The sequence below is a fragment of the Pseudomonas sp. AC083 genome (genome assembly GCF_979253165.1).
On record NZ_CEEDDH010000004.1, the window covers coordinates 296326 to 310867 of the forward strand.

The 14542-nt window shown below is 61.0% G+C and carries 13 protein-coding genes; 7 read left to right on the forward strand and 6 right to left on the reverse strand.

Features of this window, described 5'->3' with window-relative positions:
• The first annotated feature begins 134 nt into the window (after positions 1-134).
• From AC0IXA_RS10010 to AC0IXA_RS10030, 5 genes are read left to right on the forward strand one after another with little or no spacing between them, the layout of a single operon-like run.
• The gene (locus tag AC0IXA_RS10010) at positions 135-1163 is read left to right on the forward strand and encodes a DUF5924 family protein (RefSeq protein WP_471812848.1); all 1029 of its coding nucleotides are present in this window, start codon (positions 135-137) and stop codon (positions 1161-1163) included.
• 54 nt (positions 1164-1217) lie between these two features.
• Positions 1218-2366, forward strand: coding sequence for an ABC transporter permease (locus AC0IXA_RS10015; RefSeq protein WP_076564805.1), 1149 nt, complete (start codon positions 1218-1220; stop codon positions 2364-2366).
• Positions 2363-3166, forward strand: a complete 804-nt coding sequence (locus AC0IXA_RS10020; protein WP_016772360.1) for an ABC transporter ATP-binding protein — start codon at positions 2363-2365, stop codon at positions 3164-3166. Before AC0IXA_RS10015 ends, AC0IXA_RS10020 begins: the two co-directional genes overlap by 4 nt.
• Position 3167: 1 nt before the next feature.
• A complete protein-coding gene (locus AC0IXA_RS10025; RefSeq protein ID WP_150637292.1) occupies positions 3168-4106 on the forward strand; it encodes an MlaD family protein in 939 nt (312 codons plus the stop codon).
• Positions 4103-4729 (forward strand): ABC-type transport auxiliary lipoprotein family protein, encoded by a 627-nt coding sequence (locus AC0IXA_RS10030; RefSeq protein WP_471812850.1) that lies wholly within the window; start codon positions 4103-4105, stop codon positions 4727-4729. The genes AC0IXA_RS10025 and AC0IXA_RS10030 overlap by 4 nt, the downstream gene beginning before the upstream one ends.
• 115 nt (positions 4730-4844) lie before the next feature.
• On the opposite strand, the gene AC0IXA_RS10035 is transcribed toward AC0IXA_RS10030, so the two are convergent.
• The 5 genes from AC0IXA_RS10035 to AC0IXA_RS10055 all read right to left on the reverse strand — a co-directional run bounded on the left by AC0IXA_RS10035 (position 4845) and on the right by AC0IXA_RS10055 (position 9314).
• A complete protein-coding gene (locus AC0IXA_RS10035) occupies positions 4845-6074 on the reverse strand; it encodes a nucleoside recognition domain-containing protein (RefSeq protein WP_122880234.1) in 1230 nt (409 codons plus the stop codon).
• A 202-nt stretch (positions 6075-6276) separates the two neighbouring features.
• The gene (gltP, locus tag AC0IXA_RS10040; protein ID WP_024014978.1) at positions 6277-7608 is read right to left on the reverse strand and encodes a glutamate/aspartate:proton symporter GltP; all 1332 of its coding nucleotides are present in this window, start codon (positions 7606-7608) and stop codon (positions 6277-6279) included.
• 715 nt (positions 7609-8323) lie between these two features.
• Entirely contained in the window at positions 8324-8788 is a 465-nt protein-coding gene (locus AC0IXA_RS10045; RefSeq protein ID WP_471812852.1) for an inhibitor of vertebrate lysozyme family protein, read from the reverse strand.
• Between the two features lie 2 nt (positions 8789-8790).
• Positions 8791-8955: a DUF1328 domain-containing protein gene (locus AC0IXA_RS10050; protein WP_003177151.1), complete on the reverse strand. Its 165-nt coding sequence runs from the start codon at positions 8953-8955 to the stop codon at positions 8791-8793.
• 74 nt (positions 8956-9029) lie between these two features.
• Positions 9030-9314 (reverse strand): hypothetical protein, encoded by a 285-nt coding sequence (locus tag AC0IXA_RS10055; protein WP_471812856.1) that lies wholly within the window; start codon positions 9312-9314, stop codon positions 9030-9032.
• A gap of 428 nt (positions 9315-9742) precedes the next feature.
• On the opposite strand from AC0IXA_RS10055, the gene algB reads away from it, so the two are divergent.
• A complete protein-coding gene (gene algB, locus AC0IXA_RS10060; protein ID WP_024014980.1) occupies positions 9743-11089 on the forward strand; it encodes a sigma-54-dependent response regulator transcription factor AlgB in 1347 nt (448 codons plus the stop codon).
• Between the two features lie 10 nt (positions 11090-11099).
• Entirely contained in the window at positions 11100-12890 is a 1791-nt protein-coding gene (locus AC0IXA_RS10065; RefSeq protein ID WP_471812858.1) for an ATP-binding protein, read from the forward strand.
• Here the strand turns inward: AC0IXA_RS10065 and AC0IXA_RS10070 are convergent.
• On the reverse strand, positions 12887-14500 hold the full coding sequence (locus tag AC0IXA_RS10070) for an EAL domain-containing protein (protein WP_471812860.1): 1614 nt from the start codon (positions 14498-14500) through the stop codon (positions 12887-12889). The genes AC0IXA_RS10065 and AC0IXA_RS10070 overlap by 4 nt on opposite strands.
• Positions 14501-14542: the final 42 nt, after the last annotated feature.

The window sequence follows — 14542 nt, forward strand, 5'->3', positions numbered from 1 at the left end:
GGTATAGCCAGACAAAATTCGCTTGCAGGATCTACGACGGCTGCGCCGCCGATCGGGGATAAATCCCCTCGCCACAGGGGGCATGCAGCGTTAACCTTTCCGGGATTTTCCTCATATCGTCGTGAACCGCCAAAATGCCAAAACTGACCCTCCTTATCCAGCGCATTCTCGAGCTGATGAAGCGCTACCCCGGGGTGATCGCGGCGGGTGGTTTCATCTCCGGGGTCGGCAGTTTCATCCTCGTCGATCGCCAACAGGGGCTGGCCAGCTGGATCACGGTGATCATGCTGCTCAGCTGGATCTGGCTGATGCTGGAAAACACCCTGACCGGGCTGTTCACACGGATCTTCAAGCGCGAGATTCCCCAGCCGCTGCTGCGTTATGCGACGCAGATGATCCATCAGGAAAGCCTGTTTTTCGTCCTGCCGTTCTTCTTCATCACCACCACGTGGAACAGCGGCCAGTTTGTCTTCACGGGGCTGCTCAGCGTTGCTGCACTGATCTCTATCGTCGATCCGCTGTATTACAAATGGCTGGCGCCACGGCGCTGGGCGTTTCTCGCGCTGCACACCCTGACCCTGTTCGCCGCCCTGCTCACTGCGTTGCCGGTGATCATGCACCTGACCACCGCGCAGAGTTTCAAATGGGCGCTGGGGATTGCCGTGCTGCTGTCGTTCCCGAGCCTGGCGTCGATCTTCCCGATCCGCACGGTGCGCAATGCCCTGGCGATTCTGTTCATCACAGTCGGCATCGGCGGCGTCGGTTGGGCGCTGCGTTCGTGGGTGCCGCCGGCAACGCTGTGGATGACCGACGTAGCGATCAGCACGCAGCTGCAGGATCGCACCCCCGGCGCCAGCCTCGATACCGTCAGCGCCGAGCAGATCCGCAGCGGCGGGCTCTACGCCTACACTGCGATCAACGCGCCGCGCGGTCTCGACGAGCGGATTTATCACGTCTGGACCTTCAACGGCAAAGAGGTCGACCGCATCGCCCTCGACATCCATGGCGGGCGCAAGGAAGGCTACAGGGCGTGGACGCACAAGCAGAACTTCCCCGGCAACCCGGCGGGCAAATGGCAGGTGCGGGTGTTGACCGAGGACGGGCAGTTGATCGGCGTGCTGCGTTTCGCAATTACCGACAGCACACCGGCCAAAGAAAAGTAATCCGGTTCGTGCTATTACGTAGGATCTCGTAACGGCCGTACAAGCACGGAGCTTATGACCAGCAGCCCAACCCCCGGCAGTGCCCATCTGGACACCGCGCTCAGCCCTGCCCGTCTGCGGGTCAGCGGCGACTGGACGCTCGCCCACTACACTGCGCTCAAGCATCTGAGCGAAAAGCTCCGCGGCCAGTACGACGCCAACACTTCCATCGATCTGAACGGCCTCGGAGCCCTCGACACCGCTGGCGCGTCGTTGCTGGTCGAGCTGCTCGGTTCCGAGCGCTTGGGCAAAACCGCCGAACACCCCGATTGCACCCTTTCAACTGCCGACCGCGCCTTGCTGCAAACCGTGTATTGCTCGCTGAGCGATTTCTGTGTGCCGATCAAGGAGCCGGAAGTCAGCGTCAGCGTGCAACTGCTGACGCGCATCGGCCGCGCAGTGGACAAGGTCTGGACCGACACGCTGCAACTGCTCGGCTTCGTCGGCCTGATTCTCGAAGTCATCGCCCGTGGTCTGTTGCGGCCCAAGCGCTGGCGCATTACGCCGATGATCGCGCACATCGAGCAGACCGGCCTCGACGCTGCGCCGATCGTGGCCTTGCTGACGTTTCTGGTCGGTGCGGTGGTGGCGTTTCTTGGCGCCACAGTGCTGGCCAGTTTCGGCGCGACGATTTTCACCGTGGACCTGGTCGGCTTCTCGTTCCTGCGCGAATTCGGCGTGCTGCTCACGGCGATCCTGATGGCCGGGCGCACCGCCAGTGCTTTTACCGCACAGATCGGCTCGATGAAGGCCAACGAAGAAATCGACGCGATCCGCACCCTTGGCCTCGACCCGATCGAATTGCTGGTGGTGCCGCGCGTGCTGGCGCTGCTGGTGGCGCTGCCGATGCTGACGTTTCTGGCGATGCTCTCGGGGATCGTCGGCGGCGGTGTGGTCTGCGCAGTGTCGCTGGACATCTCGCCGGCGATGTTCCTCTCGCTGCTGCAATCGGACATCGGCATTCAGCATTTTCTGGTCGGGCTGGTGAAGGCGCCGATCTTCGCCTTCCTGATTGCGGCGATCGGTTGCCTGGAAGGTTTCAAGGTCAGCGGCAGCGCCGAATCGGTCGGCGCGCACACCACCTCCAGCGTGGTCCAGTCGATTTTCGTGGTGATCGTACTTGATGCGGTGGCTGCGCTGTTTTTCATGGAGATGGGCTGGTGAGTCGTCTACCCCGCGCGCCCTCGGAGGCGGTGATCGAAGTCCGTGGCCTGTGCAATCGCTTCGGTCCGCAAAGCGTGCACGAAAACCTTGATCTGGACGTGTACAAGGGCGAAATTCTCGCCGTGGTCGGTGGCTCCGGTACCGGTAAATCGGTGCTGCTGCGCAGCATCGTCGGGCTGAATCGGCCCAGCGAAGGCATGGTCAAGGTCTTCGGCCAGAACCTGCCGAATCTGCCCGAGCATGAACGCTCATTGATCGAAAGGCGCTTTGGTGTGTTGTTCCAGAAAGGCGCGCTGTTTTCCTCGCTGACCGTGACCGAGAATGTCGCCCTGCCGCTTATCGAACACGCCGGCCTCAGCCGTCACGACGCCGAGCATCTGGCGGCGGTGAAACTGGCGCTGGCCGGGCTGCCGTTGTCGGCGGCGGACAAATACCCGGCGTCGCTGTCCGGCGGCATGATCAAGCGCGCGGCGTTGGCGCGGGCCCTGGCGCTGGATCCGGACATTCTGTTTCTCGACGAACCCACCGCCGGCCTCGATCCGATTGGCGCGGCGCAGTTCGATCAATTGATCCTGACCCTGCGTGATGCGTTGGGTCTGAGTGTGTTTCTGGTCACCCACGACCTCGACACGCTGTACACCATCACCGATCGCGTGGCGGTGCTGGCGCAAAAGAAAGTGCTGGTTGCCGGCCCTATCGACGACGTCTCTGAAACCGCCGACGCGTGGATTCACGAATACTTCCACGGCCCGCGCGGCCGCTCGGCGCTGGACGCCGCCAAACAGCTCAACGAGGTCTGATATGGAAACCCGAGCCCATCATGTGTTGATCGGCCTGTTCACGGTGATCGTCGTGGCCGGCGCCCTGCTCTTCGGCCTGTTTCTGGCAAAGTCCAGCGTCGACACCGAGTTCAAGGATTACGAAGTGGTGTTCAACGAGGCGGTCAGCGGTCTGTCCAAGGGCAGCTCGGTGCAGTACAGCGGGATCAAGGTCGGAGACGTGGTCAGCCTGCGCCTCGACCCGCAGGACCCGCGCCGGGTGCTGGCGCGGATTCGTCTGGCGGGCGACACGCCGGTCAAGGAAGACACCCAGGCCAAACTGGCGCTGACCGGCATCACCGGCACCTCGATCATCCAGCTCAGCGGCGGCACACCCGAGAGCCCGAAACTGCGCGGGCATGACGGCAAGCTGCCAACTCTGGTCGCCTCGCCCTCGCCTATCTCACGTCTGCTCAACGACAGCAGCGACTTGATGACCGGCATCAGCGCCCTGCTGCAAAACGCCAACAACATGTTCTCCGCGGAAAACGTCGAGCGCGTGAGCAAGACCCTTGCCCATCTGGAACAGACCACGGGCACCATCAACGACCAGCGCGGCGACATCAAACAAGCCATGCAGCAACTGGCGACCGTCGGCAAACAGGCCGGCAGCATGCTTGAGCAGACTTCACTGCTGATGCGCAACGCCAACGGCCTGCTCAACGATCAGGGCAAACAGGCCCTGGGCAGCGCCGAGCAGGCGATGAAGTCGCTGGAGCAAAGCAGCGTGACCATCAACGGCTTGCTCAGCAAAAACCAGAATTCGCTGGATAACGGCATGCAAGGCCTAAACGGTCTGGCCCCGGCGATTCGCGAACTGCGCGAGACGCTGACCTCGCTGCGCGCCATTTCCCAACGCCTTGAGGCCAACCCCAGCGGCTACCTGCTGGGCAGCGACAAGAACAAGGAATTCACCCCATGAAGCTGACTCGAATCGCCCTGCTCGGCGCTGGCCTGACCCTGATCGGCGCGTGCTCGATCTTGCCCAAGTCGGAACCTTCGGACGTCTACCGCCTGCCCGCCGCGCAAGCGCCCGCCTCGGCCAGCCCGGCGGCGACGCAGTCGTGGTCGCTGCGCTTGAATAAGTTGCAGGCCAGCGAAGCACTGAACCGGCCGAGCATTGCCGTGATCCCGCAGGGCGATGTGATCAGCAGCTACAAAGGCTCGCGCTGGAGTGATCCGGCGCCGGTGCTGCTGCGCAATCGCCTGCTCGATGGCTTCGCGCGGGATGGTCGGGTGACGCTGCTGAGCACCGACGACAGCAACTTCCAGGCGGATCTGGAACTGGGCGGCAGTTTGCAGGCGTTTCAGACCGAATATCAGGGCACCCAGGCCGGCGTTGTGGTGCGGGTCGATGCGTTGCTGGTGCGCGGCTATGACCAGCGCATCCTCGCCCGCCGCCGTTTTGAAGAACGCCAGTCGTTGAATGATGTGCAGGTGCCAGCGGTGGTTGCCGGGTTTGGCCAGGCCAGTGATCGCCTTACGGCCAAGGTTGTGGCCTGGGCCGTGGAGCAAGGGCAGAAACTGGCCCCGCAACCGCGCTGACACACCACAACTCCTGTGGGAGCGAGCCTGCTCGCGAAAGCGGTGTATCAGTCACTTAAGCGTTGACTGACACTCCGTCTTCGCGAGCAGGCTCGCTCCCACATGGGAATTTTGCTCAACCAAAGAACCAGTAGCAGACGCCGATAGCGCCCACCACTCCGGCAAACTCGGCCAGCAACGCACACCCCACCGCGTGCCGTGCGCGTTGAATCCCCACCGCGCCGAAGTACACCGCCAGCACATAGAACGTGGTTTCGGTACTGCCCTGCACCGTCGCCGCGACCAGCGCCGGGAAGCTGTCGACGCCGGAAGTCTGCATGGTCTCGATGAGCATCGCCCGCGCGGCGCTGCCGGAGAACGGTTTGACCATCGCCGTAGGCAGCGCATCGACGAAGCGCGTGTCCCAGCCGGCCCATTCGACCAGATGACGAATACCGTCCAGGCCGAAATCCAGCGCACCAGAGGCGCGCAGCACGCCAACCGCACACAGCATCGCGACCAGATACGGCAAGAGGTTCTTCGCCACATCGAAGCCTTCTTTCGCGCCTTCGACGAACGCTTCGTACACCTTGACCTTGCGCAGCGCGCCGATCAGCAGAAACAGCATGATCAGGCCGAACAGCGTGAGATTGCCGAGGATCGACGATAATCCCGCCAGCGCTGTCGCGGAAAGCGTGCCGAGCAGCGCCATGAAGCCGCCAAGGATCAGCGCGCCGGGCAGCAGATAGGCGAGCACCACCGGGTCCCAGATGCGCAGGCGTTGCATGAAAGCTACGGAGAGAAAACCGACGATAGTCGAGCAACTGGTCGCCAGCAGAATCGGCAGGAACACCAGCGTCGGATCCGGCGCGCCTTGCTGGGCGCGGTACATGAAGATGGTCACGGGCAGCAGGGTCAGCGACGAGGCGTTGAGCACCAGAAAGAGGATCTGCGCGTTGCTGGCGATGGTGGCGCTGGGATTGAGCTCCTGCAACGCTTTCATGGCTTTCAGGCCAATCGGCGTGGCGGCGTTGTCCAGGCCGAGGCCGTTGGCGGCGAAATTCAGCGTGATCAGGCCAAGGGCAGGGTGGCCGGGCGGGACTTCCGGCATCAGCCGCAGAAACAGCGGGCCGAGGACCTTGGCCAGCCACTCGACGATTCCGGCTTTCTCGGCGATGCGCAGAAAGCCCAGCCACAGGGTGAGGGTGCCGAACAGCAGCACCATGACTTCGACCGATAGCTTGGCCATGGCGAAAATGCTTTCCACCATCGCCGCGAAGATCCCGGCGTTGCCGCCGATCAGCCACTGCGCCAGCGCCGACACGGCTGCAACGATGAAGAAGCCAAGCCACAGGCCATTAAGCATCAGTCAAATCCCCCGAAGAATGCGGCGAATGATAGCGGGGTCGCCAGAAACGACAAACCCCGGATTGGTCCGGGGTTCGTTGGTGGGGCGTGCATCAATCACTGTGGGAGCGAGCCTGCTCGCGAAGAGGCCGGCACATTCAATATCTCTGTAGATTGATACACCGTCTTCGCGAGCAGGCTCGCTCCCACAGGGTTTTGCATCAGTTCTTGGAAATTTCGCCAGCCGGCAGTTTTTCCTTGCTGCGCCAGTGCGGCAGGGAGTTCCAGTAGCGCTCGCCCTTGGCGTCGTCGTACATGCCTTCCCAGCGCGCGATGACCAGCACCGCCAGAGCATTACCGATCACGTTCAGTGCGGTACGGGCCATGTCCATGATGCGGTCGACACCGGCGATGAACGCCAGGCCTTCAAGCGGGATGCCGACGCTGCCCAGAGTCGCCAGCAGCACTACAAAGGACACGCCCGGTACGCCGGCGATGCCTTTGGAGGTGACCATCAGCGTCAACACCAGCAGCAGTTGCTGGCTGATCGACAGGTCAATGCCATACAGCTGGGCAATGAAGATCGCCGCAATCGACTGGTACAGGGTCGAGCCGTCGAGGTTGAACGAGTAACCGGTCGGTACCACAAAGCTGCAGATGGCTTTCGGCGCGCCGTAGGCTTCCATCTTCTCGATGACACGTGGCAGCACGGTTTCCGAGGAGGCGGTGGAGTAGGCCAGCACCAGCTCATCCTTGAAGATGCGCATCAGCTTGAGCACCGAGAAGCCGAACAGCTTGGCGATCAGGCCCAGCACGACGAAGGCGAAGAAGGCGATGGCGACGTAAACCAGGATCACCAGTTTCGCCAGCGGCAGCAGCGAGGCGAAGCCGAAGTTGGCCACGGTCACCGCGATCAGTGCGAATACGCCGATCGGGGCGTAGTTCATGATCATGTGGGTGACTTTGAACATGCTTTCCGAAACGCCCTGGAACATCTTCACCAGCGGCTCGCGCAGGTCCGACTGCAGGCTCGACAGGCCGAGACCGAACAGCACGGAGAAGAAGATGATCGGCAGCATTTCGCCGCGAGCCATGGCCGCGAAGATGTTCGACGGGATCAGGTTGAGGATGGTTTCGATGAATGCATGTTCATGCTGCACTTCGGCGGCGGTCGCCTGGTACTTGGAGATATCCACCGTGCCCAGGGTGCTCATGTCGATGCCGGTGCCCGGATGGAACACGTTGGCCAGCACCAGGCCGACAACGATGGCGATGGTGGTGACGATCTCGAAATAGATGATCGTCTTCAGGCCGATACGCCCGAGTTTCTTGGCGTCGCCGACGCCAGCGATGCCGACGATCAGCGAGGAAATGACGATCGGGATCACGATCATCTTGATCAGACGGATAAAGATATCGCCTGCCGGTTGCAGGACATTGCTGATCCACCAGGCCTTTTCAGCACTGAAGTGGTTGAGCAACGCACCAATTGCAATCCCCAGAATCAGACCGATGAGGATCTGCCAGGCGAGGCTGATTTTTGCCTTCTTCATTATCTTTACCCTTACTTGCGTTTGACTCAGGCACATGCAGGAACTGGAACGCTCATCAGCGGAAAAGTCTGTGCATCTGCCTCCGTATAAGGTGCCCCGAAGCGCTTGTTTACGGCTCTTCGGCGGGCGAAAAAAGGCGCAACTATTCCGATGCAAGGTGGCGCCGTCTAATGCCGTAAACGCCTACCCTATGCCTAATCGGCATGAGCTTTTTCATTTGAAACTGGCGTCCCAAGCGGTTCGATTGTGACATTTGTGCCGGCATAAGTGCCGTGAACCGGCCGTTACAGCGTGGGCTGGTTAAATTTCGCACAGGCAAAACCGGCGGAAATTTCCGGAAAAAGTCTGAATCGCAAGACTAGAAGTCACACGGAACGAGCGCGATCTTTATCGATATACGGTCGCCAGGAAACACCGCGAAATGTTTTCCTCGCAGTGTCGACGATTGAAAAAAGGAATTTGGCGTGCTGGATCAATGTTTTAGCGGATTCAAAGCCCAGCGCAGATTCGTCAGACCACCGGGTCGACGAACCTGCGGCGCAGCTTTTACCCTGACCCGGCCCTTGCGCAGGTACTCCCTGTACCCGTAGGTCACTCCGACCCTGTATCAGTCAGAACATCCCGGCCCCCTGGTCATGCACCGACCCTCATCGGGCGGTGCAATGGAAAGCAGCGGGGCGCTGCTTTCGTGTTCGAAACCGTTGCGCATCCTGCGTCAGTACCACTTCGGATCTTTCTTCAGGGTTTCCATCAGCAGATCCTGCATGCCCTGATCAGGTTTGCCGAAGAAGCGATAAGTCGCGTGTCGCGTCGGCGACTTGTCCTGCGGCAGACCTTCCGGCACATCGACCAGCATGGCGTAGGCGTCATCCTTGTCGAAGCTGAAGGCCACGATCAAACGGTGATTCAGACACTTGTCCTGACTCTCGCAGAGCGGGCCGACCAGATACTGATCGCCATCTTCCGTAACGGCATCCATCTGTTGTTCGGAGGTGCCGGACAGGTTGATCACCCATTCCGGTACGCGCTCTTCCTTTTTGATCACGCCTTCCCAGGTTTCACGGTACTGCGCGTCGGAGGCGAGCAGTTCGTTGACCCGGGTCTGGCCGTCATTGGCCGCCATGGCCATGGCACTGCCGCCCAGAAGCAGGGCGGCGGCCAATGTCTTGAGACCGATCATCGTTAACCTCGGCCGCGACGGCCAAAGAAGAAGGAAGCGATGAACATCACCAGGAACACGACAAAGAGAATCTTGGCGATACCCGTGGCGGTGCCCGCGATACCACCGAAGCCCAGAACGGCGGCGATGATGGCAATGATCAAGAATGTAATTGCCCAGCTCAACATGGTGATTCTCCTTACTTCTCTATTTAGGGGTGTTTCCGGTTTCCGGCGCTACGCGCCCGAATGTATTCAAAGGCTTAGAAAACCCAGCGCTCTTCCCGTGGCAATTGATCCAGCGGTTGCGGCTGGTCGACATCGATCATGTGCATCGAAGCGTTTTCAACCTGGCTGCTGCTCACGGCACTGAAGTGCGTTTGAGTGCTGTGCTGCATCGAAATCAGTGGCTCGGGTTTGCGGCTGTTTTCCCAGCTCATGTACTGCTGGCAAACGATCAGGGTGATCAGCAACGCCAGTACACCGAACAGACCTTGCTGGATCTGCAGTGGCGAAATACGTACTTGGGCGGCGATTGGGCGAGTCATCCTGTGTTCCTCACGCTTGTTCGGTTGGGGCAGTGCTGTTCTGCCCGGGCTGAGTGAGGTATTGCAGCCTGCATGCCAGTTTTTTCATCTGTGAAAAAACCAATGAAAACAATGAGTTATACGTGGTTGAGAAATTTCCTAAGACGCATCCTGCACGATGGCTCTTCTGCGGTCGTGCGCAATGCACGATTATTTCGTGGGAAATTTCGATGATATGGAATTGCTACCGGTACGCAGATGTCAGAAGAGGACGCAGGATCTGCCCTGCAAAACGCAGAATGTTTTAAAACCCAACGAAATCAATGAATTGGCCGTTATGGCAGTAGAGAGCTACCCTCCTATGGCTGGTATCGTTCAGAATCAACCATGCAACTTGCCCGATTTTTCCGGGACTAACCCAAGACTAATCACTATGGAGCGTAGGAAAAATGGAATCTGCCACTGAGCAACAAGGCCGCATTCTGCTGGTGGACGATGAATCCGCCATCCTGCGTACGTTTCGTTATTGCCTCGAAGACGAAGGCTATACGGTAGCCACCGCCAATAGCGCAGCCCAGGCCGATGCTTTGCTGCAACGTCAGGTCTTCGATCTGTGCTTCCTTGATTTGCGCCTGGGCGAGGACAACGGTCTCGACGTCCTCGCGCAGATGCGCATTCAGGCGCCGTGGATGCGCGTAGTGATCGTCACCGCCCACTCGGCGGTCGACACCGCGGTTGATGCCATTCAGGCTGGCGCCGCCGATTATCTGGTCAAGCCGTGCAGCCCTGATCAACTGCGCCTGGCCACCGCCAAGCAGCTGGAAGTACGCCAGCTCTCCGCGCGCCTTGAAGCGCTGGAAGGCGAGATCCGCAAACCGAAAGACGGTCTCGATTCCCACAGCCCGGCGATGAAAGTCGTGCTGGAAACGGCCCGGCAGGTCGCAAGCACCGACGCCAACATTCTTATCCTTGGCGAGTCCGGCACGGGTAAAGGTGAACTGGCCCGTGCGATTCACGGCTGGAGCAAGCGCGAGAAGAAATCCTGCGTCACTATCAACTGCCCGTCGCTGACTGCCGAGCTGATGGAAAGCGAGCTGTTTGGCCACAGCCGTGGCGCGTTCACCGGCGCCAGCGAGAGTACTTTGGGTCGGGTCAACCAGGCGGACGGCGGTACGCTGTTTCTCGACGAGATCGGCGACTTTCCGCTGACTTTGCAACCCAAGTTGCTGCGCTTCATCCAGGACAAGGAATACGAGCGGGTCGGCGATCCGGTCACTCGCCGCGCCGATGTGCGCATCCTCGCCGCCACCAACCTCAATCTCGAAGACATGGTCCGCGACGGACGTTTCCGTGAAGACCTGCTCTATCGCCTCAACGTCATCACCCTGCATCTACCGCCATTGCGCGAGCGCGCCGAAGACATCCTGACCCTCGCCGATCGTTTCCTTGCGCGTTTCGTCAAAGAGTACGCGCGTCCGGCGCGCGGCTTCAGCGATGAGGCGCGCGAAGCGCTGCTCGGTTATCGCTGGCCGGGCAATATTCGCGAACTGCGCAACGTGGTCGAGCGAGCGAGCATCATCTGCCCGCAGGAACGCGTGGAAATCAGCCACCTGGGCATGGCCGAACAACCGGCCAACAACGCGCCACGGGTCGGCGCGGCGCTGAGCTTGGACGAGCTGGAGAAAGCGCACATCGGCGCGGTGCTGGCCACCGCCGGCACCCTGGACCAAGCGGCGAAAACCCTCGGCATCGACGCCTCGACCCTGTATCGCAAACGCAAGCAGTACAACCTGTGAGCACTGCGCGATGAAACTGGCGATCAAGCTGCGCACGCGCCTGTTCCTGAGCATTTCTGCGTTGATCACTGTGGCCTTGCTCGGGCTCTTGCTCGGGCTGGTCAGCGTGATGCAGATGGCCGGGTCACAGGAAGCGCTGGTGCGCAGCAACTTCGTCACCCTGGATCTGGGCCTCAAGCTGCGCCAGACCCTCGGTGATCAATTGATCATCATGCTCGCCGAAAAGCCTGATCCCGTTGCGTTCGAAGCGTCCAGGCAGCACTACTTCGAGTTGCTCGACCAAGGCATCGCTCAGCAGCAGGAGGGCGATGACCAGCCTTACGGTTTCCGCCAGGCCAAGGCCGATTACCTGAACTTCCTCGCCTCATTCGACGTGACCGCCGAAGCGGCGAAGAACGCCAGTACCACCGCGGATTTCCGCGAGCGCTTCAACATTCTTCGTAATGGCCTGATTGCTGAGCACAAACATGCGCTGGAAACCATTAACGCGGTCCAGCACGCTGCCCGTGAACGCGCGTTGCTGATTGCTGGGCTGCTTGGCCTGGTCGGGCTGGCGGTGCTGATCATCGGTTTCGTCACCGCCCAAGGCATCGCCCGACGCTTCGGCGCGCCGATCGAAGCGCTGGCCAAGGCTGCCGACAACATCGGCCAGGGCAACTATGACGTGACCCTGCCGATTTCCACGGCCATGGAAGTCAACCTGCTGTCGCGACGCTTCGGCCTGATGGCCGAGGCGTTGCGCGAACACCAGGCGATGAATGTCGACGAACTGTTGGCCGGTCAGCAGCGCTTGCAAGCGGTGCTCGACAGCATCGACGACGGCTTGCTGATGATCGACCGCCAAGGCCAGCTCGAACACCTCAACCCGGTGGCTCAGCGCCAGTTGGGCTGGGAAGACGACCGGCTCGGCCAAGGCTTGGGCACCGCGCTCGGCCGCCCGGAACTGGATGCACAACTGCAATTGGTCCTGCGCGGCGGCACGCTGGAGCGCGCGCCGGAAGATCTGAGTATCGAAGTCGATGGCGAATCGCGCCTGCTGACCTACAGCCTGACGCCGGTCAGTCATACCCAGGGGCATATTCTCGGCGCGGTGATGGTGCTGCACGATGTCACCGAGCAACGCGCGTTCGAGCGCGTGCGCAGTGAGTTTGTCTTGCGCGCTTCCCACGAGCTGCGCACGCCGGTCACCGGCATGCACATGGCCTTCGGGCTGTTTCGCGAGCGGGCCAAGTTCCCGGCGGAATCGCGCGAAGCTGACCTGCTGGATACGGTCAACGAAGAAATGCAGCGTCTGATGCAGTTGATCAACGACTTGCTGAATTTCTCGCGCTACCAGAACGGTCTACAGAAACTCACCCTGGCGCCATGTTCCATTGAAGACTTGCTGGAGCAGGCGCAGCTGCGCTTTGCTGACGTGGCTGCGGCCAAAGGTGTTGCGCTGAACGTCGAGATTCAAGGGCCGCTGCCGAGGTTGCAGGCTGATCAGGCGCAACTTGATCGCGTCCTCGACAACTTGATCGACAACGCCCTGCGGCACACCGCCCGCGACGGGCAGATCCGTTTGCAGGCACGCCGCCATGGCGAGCGGGTCATCATCAGCGTCGAAGACAATGGCGAGGGCATTGCCTACGGCCAGCAGGGGCGGATCTTCGAACCGTTCGTGCAAGTTGGACGCAAGAAGGGCGGTGCCGGGCTTGGCCTGGCGCTGTGCAAGGAAATCGTCCAGTTGCACGGCGGGCGCATGGGCGTTTATTCGCGGCCGGGGCAGGGCACCCAGTTCTACATGGCGCTGGCCGTCTAGGCTTCATCATCCATACGCCGTCCGGCCAGGCGTCGTCCACGGGTGATCAGTTCGATGAACTGCACGGCGCTCAGTGCGTGGGCGAACAGCCAGCCCTGACCGAACTTGACCCCCTCACTGCTGAGCAGTGCGGCTTGGGATTCCAGCTCGATGCCTTCGGCAATCACTTTCAGATCCAGCGCCTGCGCCATGTGAATGATGTGCGGAGCGACGCCGCTGCTCGCCGCGTCATGGCCGAGCGCATCGATGAACGCCTTATCGATCTTCAGGCAGTCCACCGGCAAGGTCTGCAGATAGGCGAGGCTGCAATAGCCGGTGCCGAAATCATCGATCAGCACCTGATGGCCGACGTCGCGCAAGGCTTGCAGGTTTTCCCGCGCCACCACCACATCAATCAGGCCCCGCTCAGTGACTTCGAAGGCTATCTGCCGCGCGGCGACACGGTGCAGCGCGAGCAGCCGCGCCATGACCTGGCCGATGCGCGGCACCATGACATCGCAGGCCGCGAGGTTCACCGAGATATACAGCTGCGGATTGGCGCGCAGTAACTGCCCCAGTTGTTCGAGCAGACGCTGCAACACGAAGTCGGTCATCTGCCTGATCTGCCCGGTGTTCTCCGCCATGGGAATAAACAGGTCGGGGCTGGTCAGCGTGCCGTCCGGGCGCCGCCAGCGCAGCAGCGCTTCGGCGCCGACGCAGTTGCGGCTGTCGAGATCGAAGATCGGCTGATACAGCACCTGCAACTCACCCCGGCGGATCGCCCCGTGCAGCTCGGCATCCAGCGACTGGCGCTGACGCACCAGTAGCAAGGTCAGAAAGCCGACAACGGCCCCGGCGATCAGGCACACCGGCAACAGCCACCACCACACCGCCGGGACGTGCATGCCCGTGCGCGGCGTAATCAGCACCAATTGATATTCCGGGTTGTCGGTGGGCATGCGATAGATCAGCCGCGTTTGCGTGACTTGCAGCGCATTAGGGCTCTTCGGTGGCCAGGGTTCGGTCGGTGGCCAGGCCTGTGCGGTGCCGAGCACCGGAATCGCGCGAGTGCCGTGATCGAGTACCACCAGCAGGCTGCTGCCGGGTGACAGATCGACCATGTCGGTCAAATGCCCGCGCGAGGTAGCGACACGAAAGTTACCGCGACCGAGCATCAGCGCCGCGCGGTTTTCATCGGGTTCGGTGGTGGTGTTCAGCCAATAGCTGTAGGTCGGACCCTGAATGTCCGGCGCGCGCACCAACGACAGACCTTCCTGGCGCGGACGGTTGGAGCAGAACCGCGAGGCGTCCATGTACGCGGCTTCGTAGACGAAGCGGTAGTTGAAGGTGACTTGCTGCAGGGTCGCGATCATTTCTTCGTCGCAGCCGCGCAACGGCTGGGCTTCAAGGTCGTCGAGACTTTCGCGCAACTGGCCGAACAATTGTTCGAGGCGCGCGAGGAAGCGCTCGCCTTGGGCGTTCATTTCCTGGCTCTCGCGCATTTCCATCTGGCGCATCGCCGCGAACATACCGCCGGCGATCAGCAGGCTGGCGCTGAGGACAGCCGCGATCATCGCCAAAAAAACAGGGCGATAAAACCAGCTACGCAGCGTCTCTCGGGTCGCAGCCATCAGGGATTTTCCGAAGAATTACCATGAGTTATAGCTGCTGAT

Bases quoted from the DNA above. Each gene is read 5' to 3' on its own strand.
- AC0IXA_RS10050 (WP_003177151.1), bottom strand. From the start codon at position 8,955: ATGTTGAGCTGGGCAATTACATTCTTGATCATTGCCATCATCGCCGCC.
- AC0IXA_RS10030 (WP_471812850.1), top strand. From the start codon at position 4,103: ATGAAGCTGACTCGAATCGCCCTGCTCGGCGCTGGCCTGACCCTGATC.
- AC0IXA_RS10070 (WP_471812860.1), bottom strand. From the start codon at position 14,500: ATGGCTGCGACCCGAGAGACGCTGCGTAGCTGGTTTTATCGCCCTGTT.
- AC0IXA_RS10045 (WP_471812852.1), bottom strand. From the start codon at position 8,788: ATGATCGGTCTCAAGACATTGGCCGCCGCCCTGCTTCTGGGCGGCAGT.
- AC0IXA_RS10015 (WP_076564805.1), top strand. From the start codon at position 1,218: ATGACCAGCAGCCCAACCCCCGGCAGTGCCCATCTGGACACCGCGCTC.
- AC0IXA_RS10055 (WP_471812856.1), bottom strand. From the start codon at position 9,314: ATGACTCGCCCAATCGCCGCCCAAGTACGTATTTCGCCACTGCAGATC.
- AC0IXA_RS10035 (WP_122880234.1), bottom strand. From the start codon at position 6,074: ATGCTTAATGGCCTGTGGCTTGGCTTCTTCATCGTTGCAGCCGTGTCG.
- AC0IXA_RS10065 (WP_471812858.1), top strand. From the start codon at position 11,100: ATGAAACTGGCGATCAAGCTGCGCACGCGCCTGTTCCTGAGCATTTCT.
- gltP (WP_024014978.1), bottom strand. From the start codon at position 7,608: ATGAAGAAGGCAAAAATCAGCCTCGCCTGGCAGATCCTCATCGGTCTG.
- AC0IXA_RS10025 (WP_150637292.1), top strand. From the start codon at position 3,168: ATGGAAACCCGAGCCCATCATGTGTTGATCGGCCTGTTCACGGTGATC.
- AC0IXA_RS10010 (WP_471812848.1), top strand. From the start codon at position 135: ATGCCAAAACTGACCCTCCTTATCCAGCGCATTCTCGAGCTGATGAAG.
- algB (WP_024014980.1), top strand. From the start codon at position 9,743: ATGGAATCTGCCACTGAGCAACAAGGCCGCATTCTGCTGGTGGACGAT.